Genomic DNA, 14300 nt, shown 5'->3' with positions numbered 1-14300 from the left:
GCGGGCGGGCAAACGGCTGCGGGCGGCTGGCGCGAGCGGGCCGGGGCCGGCCGCAACGCTGCCGTCCGGGGCCAGCGGCCGGGGCCGGCGGCCGGCGGCCGGCGCTGACGTCCGGCGTGGCCGGCCGGCTCTGGCGTCCAGGGCCGGCATCCGGCGGGTGCGGTGGTTCGGGGTTCCTTCATGTTCTAACCGAGTGGCGAGGACGCTGTTTTCGTACATCTTCGGCGAAGGTTCACCCGATCGTGCCGGACCCCCCGGGGGCTGCGCGCGCAGCCCACGCCGAGCCCGAGGGGTCAGGTCGGTGGGATCGGGAGGTGCCCGAAGGTCGGGTCCAGGGGGACGCCCCGCCACGGGGCGCGGCGCGGTTCGACCACCGGACCCCAGTGGTGGACGCCGGTCCAGCCGGGGTCGCCGGTGGTGCAGAAGGCGACCCACGAGGCGAGCACGCGCCGGGCGAGGGCGTGCTCGTCGGGGCCCGGGGCGCCGCCGATGAGGAAGTCGGCGCCCCGCAGGTTGCCGAAGCAGAACGGCAGGTCCGCGTTGTGCCACGCCGGTGGTCGGGTGAAGCGGGCCAGGTGGGCTCGGGGGTGGGTTTCGAACGCGCGGTTGGTGGGCTCGACGAACAGGAAGTCGCCCGCGAGCAGGGTGTGGGCGTCGGGGAACTCGCGGTAGGCGGTCACGACGTGGTCGGGGATGCCCCAGTCGCGCCCGAACCGCAGGAGTTCGGCGGCGGTGCGGGCGACGCGGAAGCTGCCCAGTTCCTCGAACAGCCGGTACTCGACGTCGGTGTGGGCGAGCAGCAGGTCGACGTGCGGCGGCACGGTGGGCAGCCGGTCGGCGACGGGGCCGAACAGCACCGGGTCGTGGGACAGCGGTCCGGTGCGCTGGGCCTTGGCGAGCCGGGCGGCGGACAGCACGGTGGACTCCGGCGTGGTGGTGTCGACCCACTCGGCCACGCCGCGCGCGAAGCCGGGCGTGTGGACGCGGTTGGGCGGGCTGTGCGCGATCACGCGGCGGACGGGTTCGGCGGCGGCGAGGAACAGCGCCGACGTCGCGCCCGCCGAGTGCCCGGCCACGGTGATGTTGTCGGGGTCGCCGCCGAACACCTCGATGCCGGCGCGCACCCACCGCAGCGCGGCGCGCTGGTCGAGCAGGCCCCGGTTGTCGGGTCGGCCGGGCACGTGCCCGAAGCCCTCGAACCCGACCCGGTAGTTGCAGGTGACCACGACGAGGCCGGCGCGGGCCAGCGCGGCGCCGTCGAAGTCGGGTTGTGCGGATGACCCGAACGTGTAGGCCCCGCCGTGGAGGAAGAGCAGCACGGGCCGGGGTTCGGGCGCCGGGGGCGGCGCCCAGATGTTGAGGGTGAGCACGTCCTCGTGGCCCGGTCGCCACAGGGGTGTGCCGGGCAGCAGCGCGGCCTGGGGCGCGAGGGGGCCGAATCCCAGGCAGTCGACGGGTGGGCCGGCAGGGTCGACGGGGTCGGGTTCGGCGAAGCGCCGCGCCCCGAACGGCGGCTCGGCGTACCGGATGCCGAGGAACGCGTCCACCGACGGGTCGACCGCCCTCCCCCGGAACCGCCCACGTCGCGTCATCGGTGTCTACCCTGCCACGGATGGGTGATCCGCTGAACGAGCGGGGGAACGCCGCCGAGGTGCTGGAGCTGGTGGCCGCCGCCGCGGGCCCGTACCTGGACGCGTTGCCCGACCTGCCGGTGCGCGACGCCGCGCACGCCCACCTGCTGGACGACCTCGGCGGTCCGCTGCCGGAGGCCGGTGACGGCGCGGCGGCGGCGGTGGCCGAGCTGCTCCGCGGCGGGACGAGGGCCGCGACGCACTCGTCCGGGCCGCGGTTCTTCCACTTCGTGGTGGGTGGCGCGACGCCGGCGGCGCAGGCCGCGGACCGGCTGACGTCGCCGTTGGCGGCGCGGGCGGAGGCGGTGGTGCTGGGGTGGCTCAAGGAGCTGTTCGGCCTGCCGGAGCGGTACGGCGGGGTGCTCACGCCGAGCGCGACGTTCGCCAACCTCACCGGGTTGGCGTGCGCGCGGTGGTGGTGGGCGCGGCAGCACGGGGTGGACGTGACCGCGGACGGGCACAAGTGGCTCAACGTGCCCTGTGACAGCGGTTTCGCGTTCGTGCGGGACCGGGAGCTGCTGGCGCCGGTCACGGTGTTCGTCGTGTGCTTCCGCTTCCGCCCGCCGGGTGTGCCGGGCGGGGAGCTGGACGGGCTCAACCGCCGGTTGGGCGAGGAGCTGGTGGCGGACGGCCGCGTGTACGCGGGCACGACGGTGCACCGGGGCGTGGTGGCGTTGCGGCCGGCGATCGTGAACTGGCGGACCACCGAGGCGGACGTGGACCTGCTGGTGGCGGTGGTGCGCGAGATCGGTGCGCGGTTGCTCACCGACCCGGCGGCGCGGCACGACCCGGGCGGGACCGCCGGACCGGCCGGGGTCGGCAAGTAGCATCGCGGTCGTGCGCAACGCGATCACCGACGTGCCCGGCGTGCTGGTCGGGCACGCGACGCGGGTCGGCGGCGGCGCGCTGACGGGTGTGACTGCGGTGTTGTTCCCGCCCGGGTCGCTCGTGTCGGTGGACGTGCGCGGCGGTGGTCCGGCGACGCGGGACACGGCCGCGCTCGACCCCCGGCACGGTGGCCGCGAGGTGCCCGGTGTCCTGCTGACCGGCGGCAGCGCGTACGGCTTGTCGGCCGCCGACGGCGCGGAGCGGGTGCTGGGTGGTGTGGTGCCCGCCGCGGCGCTGTTCGACCTGGGGCGCGGTGGCGACTTCGGCGCCCGGCCCGGTGCGGCGGAGGGCGCCGAGGCGGTGCGGAACGCGGGTCGCGAGGTGGCGCAGGGCAACGTCGGCGCGGGCACGGGCGCGCTCAACGCCGCCCTGAAGGGCGGTGTGGGCACCGCGAGCGCCGTGCTGCCCGGCGGGGTCGTGGTGGGCGCCGTGGCCGCGTTGAACGCGGTGGGCCCGTCGGTGGACGTGGCGACCGGGTTGCCGTTCGCCGCGGGCCTGGGCGCGCCCGGCGAGTTCCCGGGGCCGGGTGGGGACGACCTGGAGGCCGCCCGCGCGGCCCGTCCGCCCGGCGCGCCGCCGTTCAACACGGTGATCGGCGTGGTCGCGACCAACGCCCGGATCGCGCCGTACCCGTTGGCGGAGGCCGCCCAGGAGGGGCTGGCGCTGGCCGTCCGGCCCGCCCACGGCCTCACCGACGGCGACGCGGTCTTCGCCGCCGCGACCGGCTCCCACGACGCCGATCCGCTCGCCGTGGCCGCAGCGGCGCGACTGGTCTTCGCCCGTGCGCTCGTGCACGGGCTGCTCAACGCGGAGTCGGTGACCACGCCGTGGGGCCACCTCGCCGCCTACCGCGAGCTGTACCCGCGCACCGCTACCGACTACCGGGGGACCTGACCATGCACGCCATGCACTACGAGATCACCCTGCCCGCCGACTACGACATGGGGATCATCCGGAACCGGGTGGCCACGAGGGGGTCGTTCACCGACGGGTTCCCCGGCCTGGGCCTGAAGGCCTACTGCGTGCGGGAGCGCGGTGTCGACGGCTCGCCGGTCAACCAGTACTCGCCGTTCTACCTGTGGCGCGCGGTCGAGGGCATGAACGCGTTCCTGTGGGGGCCGGGGTTCGCGGGGCTGAGCGGGGACTTCGGCCGCCCGACCGTGCAGCACTGGACCGGTCTCGCCTTCGCGCGCGGCCGGGCCGGGGAGCCGACCGGGGCCACCAAGCGCGTCTGGCGGTTGTCCGCCGACGCCGACCCGGCCGACGCGGTCCGGCAGGCCGTCGAGGGGCTGGAGCGGGTCGAGGGCCACCCCGCGCTGCACAGCACCGCGGTGGCCGTCGACCCGCGGAACTGGGAGCTGGTCCACTTCAGCCTGTGGAGCGAGGCGCCGGAGACCGACGACGAGGTCCGCTACGAGGTGCTGCACGTGTCGCGGCCGGAGCTGGACGGCCTCAGCGAGGGCCGTCACTGGTAGGTCGGTCGCGGAGGCGGCGCTCGTAGGGCACCGACAGGTAGCCGGTCAGGTCGAGCACGCCGCCGGTGGTGCGCTCCAGCTCGCGGGCGAGGCCGAGGACGCCCCGGTCGACCCGGTCCATCAGCCACGCCAGCAGCACGACCACCACGTCGGCGAGGATGCCGACCTGGGCGGGCATGTCCTCGCGCCGGCCGGCGGTGACCGCGCTGGCGAAGTCGGTCATGCCGCGCTGGGTCAGCTCCCGCGGCCCGGTCTCGATGGCGCGCTTCATCGAGTCGACCACCAGCGGCACCAGCGACGCCCACACGGTGCGCGGCGCGACCTCGCAGATCAGGCCGCCGCACAGGGCCGCGGTCCACAGCGCCCCGGGGTCGCCCGCGCGCACCGCGCCGACGGCCAGGTGCGGGAGCAGTTCCGCGCCGCGTTCCCACGCGCCGGTGGCGACGAGCTTCTCCACCGCGTGCCGGTAGTGGCCCAGCGCCTCGGCGTGCTCGCCCTGGGCGGTGAGCACGCCGCCGAGGTCGTCGTGGAAGGAGGCGACCTCGGGCGCCGCGCCCAGTTGTTCGGCGCGGGCCAGGCCGGCGGCGGCGCACCGCCGGGCGCCGTCGAGGTCGCCGCGGTCGCGGTGGCACGCGACGAGGCGGCGCAGCGCGGCCAGCTCGCCGGGCCCGTCGTCCTGGGCGCGGAACAGCTCGGCGGCCCGCTGCGCGGCCTCGATGGCGGCGTCGAGGTCGCCCGCCGCGCGCCGCCGGTCGCCCTCGTCGAGCTTGAACGCGGCCTGCCGGGCCCGGTCGCCCAGCTCCTCGGCCAGGTCGTGGCCTTCGACGGCGCGGCGCAGGGCGGTGTCGGGGTCGTCGCCGCCGATGTCGTTGAGCACGGTGACCGATTCCAGCAGACCGGCTCGCGAGCCCCGCGCCCGGTGCTCCTCGTGCGCGGTCAGCGCCGCCCGCCTCGCCTCGTCGGTCCGGTCCTCGCGCATCAGCAACCTCGCCATCCGCAACAGCACGTCCGCCCGGTCGCGGCACGCGTCGCCCAAGCCCACACCTCGTTCGAAGTCGGCGAGGGCGGCGGCGCATTCCCCGCGCCGCTCGGCCCGCGCCCCGGTGAGCACGTACCTGCTCGCCCGGCGCTCGTCGGCGTCCTCGGTCAGGTCGGGCAGCACCGCGTCGAGCCGCTCGACCAGGTCGGCGGCCCGCGCGTCGTCGTCCTCCAGCGCCAGCTCGGCCAGCAGCAGGTCGGCGTAGGCGGGTGTGCCGGTGGCGCCCGCCGATTCGGCCACCGGGCGCAGCGCGGCCAGCTCGCGGCGCAGCACGCGGGCCGCGGGGCCGGTGGTGTGGTCCCGGGCGGCGGCGGCGAGCAGCTCGCAGGCGGTCAGGGCGGCCTCGGTGTCGGTGGTGGACCGGTCGCGCCACTCGTCGAGCCTGCCGTTGACGGTGCCCGCGTACAGGTAGGACCGCTCGATGCCGCCGGGGGTGCCGGTGTTGACGATGGCGTGCGCGGCGGGCGTCTCCTCGGCGGTGAGCCGCCGCACGACGGTGCGGGCGAACCCGGCGGCGAGGTTCGGCGGGATGGTCCACAGCGTGCCGATGTAGCCGCGGGCGCCGGCGCGGGTGAACTCGCGGCCCAGGTCGGTCCAGGAGCGGCAGGAGTTGTTGAACACGATCGGCCGGTGCGGCAGGGTCACGGGCACGTCGTGGTCGGGCAGCTCCTCGCCGCCGAGCACGATGGCGTGGTCGGTGTCGTGGGTGTTGAAGAACACCAGCTCGACGGGCAGGCGGGCGGTCAGCTCGCGCAGCGCGGCGATCGACGAGTCCTCCGCGGCCGGCGCGATCGAGTGGGTGTGGTGGCCGAGCGAGGCGGTGGTCTCGGGCAGTTCCCGGAACACGCCGGGGTCGAACGCGAGGCTGAACGCGCCGGGTTCGCGCGCCACGCCCGCCCGGTGCAGCTCGGTGAGCACGACCAGCGCCGGGTCGGCGACCACGTGCCCGATCGGTTTGCGCGCCCAGTTGGCCTCGTCGGTGCGCACGAACGGGTAGGGCAGGCCGGTGGTGAACGCGGTGAGCCTGCGGTCGCCGACGTCGGCGACGGCCTCGGCGGGCACCTGCGCGGTGACCACGGCCTCGACCGCCGCGTACGGGTCGTGGCCGCCGGTGGACAGGTAGCGCCAGAGGGCTTCGACGAACCCGATGCCCTTGACGGCGTCGCCGATCGCGCCGGCCGCGGCGGTGACGCGGTCCTGCTCCTCGGCGACGACCCGGGCGACCTCGGTCAGGTCGGGTCGGGGCGTGACGACCAGGCGCGCGCCGCGGTGGTGGGCGTAGAGGGCGGCGACCAGGTCGTCGGCGTCGCCGGTGCGCTCGACCAGCACGGCCTCGTCGCCGTCGGCGGGGTTGTGCGCGGCGAACGGCACGGGTGGCGCGCCGTCGACCACGCGCAGCGCCGCGCCCGCGCGCAGGGCGGTGAACAGGGCGGCGACCGGGTCGGCGTCGGGTGGGACGTCGAGCACGCGCGCGGGTTCGCCGCCGCGCAGCAGGGCCCACGCCCGGTCGGTGAGGGTGGCGAGGTCGGTGGGGTCGGCGCAGGGCAGGGGCACGTGCTCGGGCAGGTCGAACGGCGGTTCGCCGGGGTCGGCGAGGAGCACCGCGCGGCGCGCGCCCGTGGCGGTGAGCAGGTCCGCGACCAGTTCGTCGCGGCGGGCGGAGCCGCTCTCCTCCGGCCCGAGCACGATGAGGGGCGCGAGCCGGTCGCCGGGCAGGCACGAGAGCACCACGGCCGCCTCGACCACCCGGTCCGGGCGGCACACCACGGCGGTGTCGCCGACGTCGAACACGGGTTCGCTGGTGACCTCGACGGTCAGCTCCGACTCGCCCGCGGGCAGCCACGCGCGCACGCCGTCGTCCTCCGCCTCGCACGGTTCGGTGCCGGACACCAGCAGCCGCACCGAGCCGGGCAGGTCGAACACCACGCCGTCGTCGGTGTGGGCGCCGGGCGCGCCGATGGTGAGCCGCCAGCGGGCGGGGGCGGGCAGGTCGAAGCGCTGCCGCAGCACCGCGCGCACGCGCCCGTCGCGGGTCCGGCCGGTGTTGCCGGTGTCGCGGGTGTCGTCGCGGGTTTCGTCGACCAGCAGGTCGCGGGTGCCGCCGTGCAGGCCGGTCAGCTGCTCGCCCGCGTCGACCGGGGGTTTGCGGTGCACGTCGAGCAGGACGGCGCGCAGCAGTCCCGCCTCGAAGCGGAACCGGATTCCGTGCGGGGCACCGAGGTCCACTGGCTCACGACCCTTGCGAAGCGAACGGCGAGGTCCACCGGAACAGGAGGTGGCGGGCAGAAACTACGCCACGAACGGGCCCGGTCGTAGGAAATACCGCGGTTGACGTGCCGATCGGCCTCGTCACACCCCCTGCCGGGCCGGCCGGCGCCGGGCGCCCGAACAGTTTTCCGGCCCGGTGTCGTCACAACGGGTTGCGCGACGTGCGACGGGCACGTCACGGTGCGGACCACGGGAGGGACGGCATGGGCGAGGCCGCGGGGATGGCGGTCGACTTCGCGGGCGAGGCCGAGCGGCACCGGCACGAGCTGCGGGTGCACTGCTACCGGATGCTCGGCTCGTTCGACGAGGCCGAGGACCTGGTGCAGGAGACGCTGCTCAAGGCGTGGCGCGCCCGTGACACGTTCGAGGGGCGTTCGTCGTTCCGGGCGTGGCTCTACCGGATCGCGACCAACGCGTGCCTGGACGTGATCGGCCGCCGCGCCGCGCACGCCCCGGGCGGGGAGGTGCCGTGGCTCCAGCCGTTCCCGGACGTGCTGCTGGACCGCGCCGAGCCCGGCGCGGGGCCGGACGTCGAGGTGGTCGCGCGGGAGACGATCGAGTTGGCGTTCCTGGTCGCGGTGCAGCACCTGCCGGCCAGGCAGCGGGCGGTGCTGGTGCTGCGGGACGTGCTGGGGTGGCCGGCGGGCGAGGCCGCGGCGCTGCTGGGCGACACGGTGCCCGCGGTGAACAGCGCGCTGCACCGGGCGCGGGTGGCCATGCGCAGGCACCTGCCGGAGCGGCGCGCCGACTGGTCGGGCGAGCCGAACCCGCGGGAGCGGGCCGTGGTGCGCGAGTTCGTGGAGGCCACCGAGAGCGGCGACATGGCCCGGCTCGCGGCGGCGCTGCGCGAGGACGCCACGTGGACGATGCCGCCGCGGCCCGAGCGGCACCGCGGGCGGGACGCGCTGATGGGCGTCTGGGCGCCGTTCATGGCGGGCCCGGGCGCGATCGGCGAGTGGCGGGCGCTGGAGACGCGGGCGAACCGGCAGCCGGCCGTGGCGAACTACGTCCGAGAGCCGGGTGGTGGGCGCTTCGAGGCGTTGGCGCTGGACGTGCTGCGGGTCGAGGGCGACGCGATCGCCGAGGTGGTCACGTTCCCGTCGGACCGGTTCGCGCTCTTCGGCCTGCCGGCGGCGCTGTGACGGGCGGCGCTGTGACGGGCGCGCGACCGGCGCGGCTGGCCACGCCGGTCGCGCGCCCCCGCCTTCAGCGCTCGCCCAGCACGGCGCGGGCGCGGGCGACGACCTCGGCGGGCGCGGTCTCCGGCGACCCGGCCCGGTAGGGCGGCCGGGGGTCGTACTCCAGGACGAGCTGGGTGAACTCGGCCCGCTCGTCGCCCCAGATCAGCCCGACCAGGGTGAGCGCCATGTCGATCCCGGCGGACACCCCGGCGGCGGTGATCACGGGCCCGTCGACGACGACCCGGTCGGCGCGGACCTCGACGCCGAGGGACGCCAGCTCCTCGTGGACCGCCCAGTGCGTGGTGGCGGGGCGGCCGTCGAGGATCCCGGCCCGCGCCAGCAGCAGCGCGCCGGTGCACACCGAGGTGGTCCAGGTGGCGGCCGGGTGCACCCGGCGCAGCCAGGCGGCCACCGCGCCGTCGTCCAGCGCCCCGACCCACCCGCTGCCGCCGGGCACCACGATCACGTCGGCGGCCGTCATCTCGTCGAACGTGGTGGTCGGCGTGACGACCAGCCCCGCGTCGCACCGCACCGGGTCGGGCGAGGCCGCGACGAAGTGCGCGGTCACCTCCGGCTGGTTGGCCAGCGCCTCGTACGGGCCGACCAGGTCGAGCGCGGTCATGCCCGGGTAGAGCGTGAAAGCGACGTCCATCTTCTTCCCCCTCCTCATGCCGCACCGGTGGTGCGGAACCTGTGGCGGTAACCGCCCGGCGTCACGCCGAGCACCCGCAGGAACGCGCGGCGCATGGTCTCCGCCGACCCGAAGCCGCAGCGCCTGGCCACCGCGTCCAACCCCTCGTCGCCCGCTTCCAGCACGCCCGCCGCCGCCTCGACCCTGGCCCGCTCCACGTACCGGGCGGGCGGGACGCCGACCCGTCGCGGGAACACGCGGGCGAAGTGCCGGGTGCTCATCGCGGCGCGGCGGGCCATCGCCTCGACGGTCCAGCCGGCCGCCGGGTCGTCGGCGACCGCGTCGAGCACGGCGCGCAGGCCGGGCTCGCGGACCGGTGGCACGCGGGCGCGCACGCTGAACTGGGACTGGCCGCCGGGGCGCTGGAGGAACACCACCATCCAGCGGGCCACCAGGCGGGCCAGCGCCGCGTCGTGGTCGTGCTCCACCAGGGCCAGGGCGAGGTCGATGCCCGCGGTGACGCCGGCGGAGGTGGCGGTGCGGCCGTCGCGCACGTAGATCGCGTCGGGCACCACCTCGACCGAGGGGTGCTCGGCGGCGAGCCGGTCGCAGAAGGCCCAGTGCGTGGTGGCGCGGCGGCCGTCGAGGAGGCCGGCGGCGGCGAGCACGAACGCGCCCGTGCACACGCTCGCGACCCTCCTGGCCCCCGGTGACAGGCGTCGCACGTGGTGCAGCAGCTCGGGGTCGCGGGCGGCGGCGGTGAAGCCGAAGCCGCCGACGACCAGGACGGTGTCCACCCCTCCGGGCACCGACCTGAGGTCCTCGGCCTCCAGCCGCAGGCCGCCGTGCACCGCGAAGCCGCCACCCGGGGCCGCCAACCGCACCCGGTAACCGCCGCTCCACTCCTGACCGCCACCTCGCCCGGCGGCCTGCGCCCCGCCCTGCCCGCTGCCTCGCCCACCGCCCTGCCCCCGCCCTACCCCCTGCCCCTGGCCGTTCCCCGGCCCCCGCCCGTCCCCCTGGTCGCGGCCGCTGTCGTGCGCACGGGCGGCGTCGTGTTCGCGAGCGGCGCAGACCTGGCCGGCTCCCGTGAACACGTCGACCGGGCCGGCGATGTCGGTCATCGTCGCCCCCTCGTACCCGACGATCAGCACCTCGCGTTCCACGACACCCACCCTCCGTCTCCCCCGGGCCGGCGGCAACGACGCGCGACCCTCGATTCCTGCCACGCTACGGTCGGCGCCGTGCTGAGGATCGAGATCGACGGCGAACCCGCCGCCCCGGAACTGCTCGCGCGCGGCCTGCTCGCCAACTACGGGCACTTCACCGCCATGCAGGTCCGCGACGGCCGCGCCAAGGGCCTGGAGCTGCACCTGCGGCGGCTCGACGAGGGCAACCGCGAGCTGTACGGGGAGGGCCTGGCCGGCGACCGGGTGCGGGAGCTGGTGTCGAGGGCGCTCGGCGAGGTCCGGGACGCGGCGGTGCGCGTGATCGTGTTCGGCCCGGACGAGCCGTCGGTGCTGGTGTCGGTGGCCCCGCCGGCGGAGCCGTCGGACGTGCCGCAGCGGCTGATGCCCGTGGACTACACCCGGCCGCTGCCGCACGTGAAGCACCTCGGCGGGTTCGGTCAGCTGCACCACCGGCGGCGCGCCCTGCGGGCCGGGTTCGACGACGCGCTGCTGGTGTCCCGCGACGGCGTGGTGGTGGAGGGCTCGGCCGCCAACCTCGGGTTCGTCGACGCCGACGGCGGCGTGGTGTGGCCGCAGGCCGACTGGCTGCACGGCACCGCGATGGCGCTGCTGGAGCGCGAGCTGCCGTCGCGGCGCGAGGTGGTGCGCCTGGAGGAGGTCGGCCGCTACCGCGCGGCGTTCCTGGCCAACTCGCGGGGCGTGGCCCCGGTGTCCCGCGTCGGCGACGTCGGGTTCGCCGTGGACGAGGGCGTGACGGCCCGGCTCCGGGCGGCCTACGACGCCGTCCCCGGCGACGAGTTCCGCTGAACCGGCCGCCAGGCGGTGTCGGACGGCGGCCGGGCGTCAGGCGGCGCAGGGGCCAGGCGTCAGACGGCGGGCGGCCGGTCCTCGTACGGCGTGGACAGCACCACGGTCGTGCGGGTCGAGACGTGGGCGGCCTCGCGGATCTGCCGCAGCACCTCCTCCAGGGCCGTCGGCGACGCGACCCGCACGCGCAGCACGTAGGAGGCGTCGCCGGCGACCGAGTAGCACGCCTCGATCTGCGGCAGGTGCTCCAGGCGCCTCGGGTAGTCGTCCGGGGCCGCCGGGTCGATCGGGGTCAGGGAGATGAACGCGGTCAGCGGCAGGCCGATCTCGTCGCCGTCCAGCCGCGCCGCGTAGCCCTTCACCACGCCGCGCTGCTCCAGCCGCCGCACCCGCTGGTGCACCGCCGACACGCTCAGCCCGACCCGCTCGGCGAGGTCGGTGAAGCTGCACCGGCCGTCGGCGGCCAGTTCGCGCAGGATCGCCCGGTCCGTGGGCTCCAGGTTCGTCACGCCGGCAGCACCACCAGCTCGTGCGGCTGGTTGTTGACGCTCTCCGCGCCGTCCTCGGTGGCGATCACGATGTCCTCGATGCGCGCGCCCCAGCGGCCGGGCAGGTAGATGCCGGGTTCGACGCTGAACGCCATGCCCGGCTCCAGCGGCAGGTCGTTGCCGCTGACGATGTAGGGGTCCTCGTGCACGTCCAGGCCGATGCCGTGGCCGGTGCGGTGGACGAAGTGCTCGCCGAACCCGGCGTCCGCGATGACCTCGCGCGCGGCGGCGTCGACGGCCTCGCACGTGACGCCGGGCCGCACCGCCTCCACGGCGGCCCGCTGCGCCGCCTGGAGGACCGCGTAGGTGTCCCAGACGTCGGCGGCGGCGGGTTCCCCGAGCACGTAGGTGCGGGTGGAGTCGGAGTTGTAGCCCTCGGCGACCGGCCCGCCGATGTCCACGACCACCACGTCACCGGCCTGGATCACCCGGTCGGAGACGTCGTGGTGGGGCGAGGCGCCGTTCGGGCCGGAGCCGACGATGACGAACTCGGCGGCGGTGTGGCCCTCGGCCACGATCGCGGCGGCGATGTCGGCGCCCACCTCGCGCTCGGTGCGGCCGGGGCGCAGCCACTCGGCCATGCGGGCGTGGACGCGGTCGATGGCGGCGCCGGCCTTGCGCAGCGCCCGGACCTCCGCGGCGTCCTTGCGCATCCGCAGCTCGCGCAGCACCGGCCCGGCCAGCACCTGCTCACCGCCGACCGCGTCCCTCAACCGGAGGTTGTGCAGCGCGGGCATCATGTCCGACACGGCGTGGCGCGTGCCCTTGAGCGCCTTCTTGACCAGGGCGTAAGGATCCTCGCCGTCCACCCAGGTGGCGACGTCGACCCCGAGCGCCCCGGTGGGCACGTCGGCGTAACCGGGGTGCTCCAACTTCGGCACCACCAGCAGCGGACCACCGCCGACGGGCAGCACGAGGCAGGTCAACCGCTCGAACGACGCCCCGCCCGCGCCGATGAGGTACCGCAGGTCCGAACCGGGTGCGATGAGCAACGCGTCCAGGCCGGCGGCGGAGGCCGCGGCGGAGGCCCGGTCGAGTCGTGCGCGGAGCGCGTCCACGTCGACGGGCCCAACTGTGGTCGACATAGTTCGGCAGCCTAGTGGTGGTGGGGCGATCACACGTCACCCTGCGGGGTGCGTCGTGACGTGGGAGGGTGCTCGGCGCGGGTTGGCGGGTGAGCCGGGGTTGCGCGGACCCGGACCACACGATCGGGTGATCATGCCCCGACAATGTACGGAAACACCGTTACCGATCATCGGTTGAACATGAAGGAAGCCGCCGACCAACCACCACCCCACCCACCACACTCCCCCGCTCCCACCACCACCCCGCCCCACCCACTCGCCCCCTCGCGTCCCTCCACACTTCTCCGCCACCCCGACCCACTCGCCCCTTCCACTCCGCCCCTCTCCTCACCCATCCCCCTCTCCCCTCCGCCCACCCTTCCCCCTCCGCTCCGCTCCCTCCTCCTCTCTCCCTCCCCCCGCCGACGAGATGCCCATGCCGACGAGAGGCGCATGCCGACGAGTTGTCCACAGGCAGGCACCGGGGCCCCTCGACTGTCGGTGATCTCTGGCAAGCTCTCCCCCGTGAGCACCCCGCTGGTCCTGATGGACGCCGCCAGCCTGTACTTCCGGGCGTTCTACGCGCTGCCGGAGTCGATGACCGCCCCGGACGGCACCCCGGTGAACGCGGTTCGCGGGTTCGTCGACACCATCGCCAAGGTCATCACCGACCGCAAAGCGAGCCGACTGGTGGCGTGCCTGGACGCGGACTGGCGGCCGGAGTTCCGGGTCACCGCCCTGCCGTCGTACAAGGCGCACCGGGTCGCGCAGGGCGCCACCGCCGGCGAAGAGGAAGTGCCCGACGCCCTCACCCCGCAGGTGCCGATCATCCTCGACGTGCTCGACGCGGTCGGCATCGCCACCGCCGAGGCGGCGGGCTACGAGGCCGACGACGTCATCGGCACCCTGACCGCGCGCGAGACCACCGACCCGGTCGAGGTGATCACCGGCGACCGCGACCTGTTCCAGGTCGTCCGCGACGAGCCGACCCCGGCGCGCGTGCTCTACCTGGGTCGCGGCTGGGCCAAGGCGGAGCTGATCGGCCCGCAGGAGCTGGCCGCCAAGTACGGGCTGCCCACCCCCGGCACCGGCCCCGCCTACGCGGGCATGGCCGTGCTGCGCGGCGACCCGTCGGACGGCCTGCCGGGCGTGGCGGGCATCGGCGAGAAGACCGCCGCGAAGCTGATCAGCGAGTTCGGTTCGCTCCAAGCCGTGCTCGACGCCGTGCACGACGGCCGCGACCGCAAGCTCACCACCCGCGCCCGCAACGCCCTGCTGGCCGCGCAGGACTACCTCGCGGCGGCCCCCACGGTGGTCGACGTGGCGACCGACGCCGACGTCGTGCTCGACCGGTCGGACGAGGTCCCGGCCGCGCCGATCGACCCCGACCGCGTGGCCGAGCTGACCAGGCGGTGGGGTCTGGGCAGTTCCGTGCCTCGGTTGGTGAACGCGCTCGAACGCCGTTGACCTCGCGCCCCTCGGAGCGTGGGAACGGGGCGTGATGGGGCGACGGGGCGTGATGGGCCTGGGCGCGACAGGACGGGCGTGGCAGGACGGGCGCGAGGGGACCTGAGGTGA

At 75.8% G+C, this 14300-nt stretch carries 12 protein-coding genes; 6 read left to right on the top strand and 6 right to left on the bottom strand.

Annotation, left to right across the window (positions count from 1 at the left end):
• Positions 1-293 precede the first annotated feature (293 nt).
• Positions 294-1592, bottom strand: coding sequence for a carboxylesterase family protein (locus ABD223_RS21325; protein WP_344038105.1), 1299 nt, complete (start codon positions 1590-1592; stop codon positions 294-296).
• A gap of 20 nt (positions 1593-1612) precedes the next feature.
• Between ABD223_RS21325 and ABD223_RS21320 the strand changes: the two genes are divergently transcribed.
• Genes ABD223_RS21320 through ABD223_RS21310 form a run of 3 tightly spaced genes read left to right on the top strand, consistent with a single transcriptional unit; the run spans position 1613 to position 3994 of the window.
• Positions 1613-2458, top strand: a complete 846-nt coding sequence (locus ABD223_RS21320; protein ID WP_344038104.1) for a hypothetical protein — start codon at positions 1613-1615, stop codon at positions 2456-2458.
• A 10-nt stretch (positions 2459-2468) separates the two neighbouring features.
• Positions 2469-3413 (top strand): P1 family peptidase, encoded by a 945-nt coding sequence (locus ABD223_RS21315; protein WP_344038103.1) that lies wholly within the window; start codon positions 2469-2471, stop codon positions 3411-3413.
• An 11-nt stretch (positions 3414-3424) separates the two neighbouring features.
• Positions 3425-3994, top strand: a complete 570-nt coding sequence (locus tag ABD223_RS21310) for a DUF4865 family protein (protein ID WP_344038102.1) — start codon at positions 3425-3427, stop codon at positions 3992-3994.
• Here ABD223_RS21310 and ABD223_RS21305 read toward each other — a convergent pair.
• On the bottom strand, positions 3972-7259 hold the full coding sequence (locus ABD223_RS21305; RefSeq protein ID WP_344038101.1) for a tetratricopeptide repeat protein: 3288 nt from the start codon (positions 7257-7259) through the stop codon (positions 3972-3974). The two genes, ABD223_RS21310 and ABD223_RS21305, sit on opposite strands and share 23 nt — an antisense overlap.
• A gap of 245 nt (positions 7260-7504) precedes the next feature.
• Here ABD223_RS21305 and ABD223_RS21300 point away from each other — a divergent pair, with 245 nt between their 5' ends.
• A complete protein-coding gene (locus ABD223_RS21300; protein ID WP_344038099.1) occupies positions 7505-8443 on the top strand; it encodes an RNA polymerase subunit sigma-70 in 939 nt (312 codons plus the stop codon).
• Positions 8444-8507: 64 nt separating this feature from the next.
• On the opposite strand, the gene ABD223_RS21295 is transcribed toward ABD223_RS21300, so the two are convergent.
• Complete coding sequence (locus ABD223_RS21295) at positions 8508-9134, bottom strand: DJ-1/PfpI family protein (RefSeq protein WP_344038098.1); 627 nt, start codon at positions 9132-9134, stop codon at positions 8508-8510.
• A 14-nt stretch (positions 9135-9148) separates the two neighbouring features.
• Positions 9149-10279 carry a GlxA family transcriptional regulator gene (locus ABD223_RS21290; RefSeq protein ID WP_344038097.1) on the bottom strand — a complete coding sequence of 377 codons (1131 nt, stop codon included), beginning with the start codon at positions 10277-10279 and terminating at the stop codon, positions 9149-9151.
• 78 nt (positions 10280-10357) lie between these two features.
• On the opposite strand from ABD223_RS21290, the gene ABD223_RS21285 reads away from it, so the two are divergent.
• Entirely contained in the window at positions 10358-11110 is a 753-nt protein-coding gene (locus ABD223_RS21285) for an aminotransferase class IV (protein WP_344038096.1), read from the top strand.
• Positions 11111-11169: 59 nt separating this feature from the next.
• Here ABD223_RS21285 and ABD223_RS21280 read toward each other — a convergent pair whose 3' ends face one another.
• Together ABD223_RS21280 and ABD223_RS21275 are read right to left on the bottom strand one after the other, a co-directional pair.
• On the bottom strand, positions 11170-11619 hold the full coding sequence (locus ABD223_RS21280) for an Lrp/AsnC family transcriptional regulator (RefSeq protein ID WP_344038095.1): 450 nt from the start codon (positions 11617-11619) through the stop codon (positions 11170-11172).
• Positions 11616-12743, bottom strand: a complete 1128-nt coding sequence (locus ABD223_RS21275) for a M24 family metallopeptidase (RefSeq protein ID WP_344038093.1) — start codon at positions 12741-12743, stop codon at positions 11616-11618. Before ABD223_RS21275 ends, ABD223_RS21280 begins: the two co-directional genes overlap by 4 nt.
• Positions 12744-13268: 525 nt before the next feature.
• On the opposite strand from ABD223_RS21275, the gene ABD223_RS21270 reads away from it, so the two are divergent.
• The gene (locus tag ABD223_RS21270) at positions 13269-14189 is read left to right on the top strand and encodes a 5'-3' exonuclease (RefSeq protein WP_380645783.1); all 921 of its coding nucleotides are present in this window, start codon (positions 13269-13271) and stop codon (positions 14187-14189) included.
• Positions 14190-14300 lie beyond the last annotated feature (111 nt).

This window comes from Saccharothrix xinjiangensis (genome assembly GCF_039527585.1).
Taxonomy (GTDB): domain Bacteria; phylum Actinomycetota; class Actinomycetes; order Mycobacteriales; family Pseudonocardiaceae; genus Actinosynnema; species Actinosynnema xinjiangensis.
The sequence above is the reverse complement of the archived record's forward strand: the minus strand, read 5'-3'. Positions and strand labels throughout refer to the sequence as shown.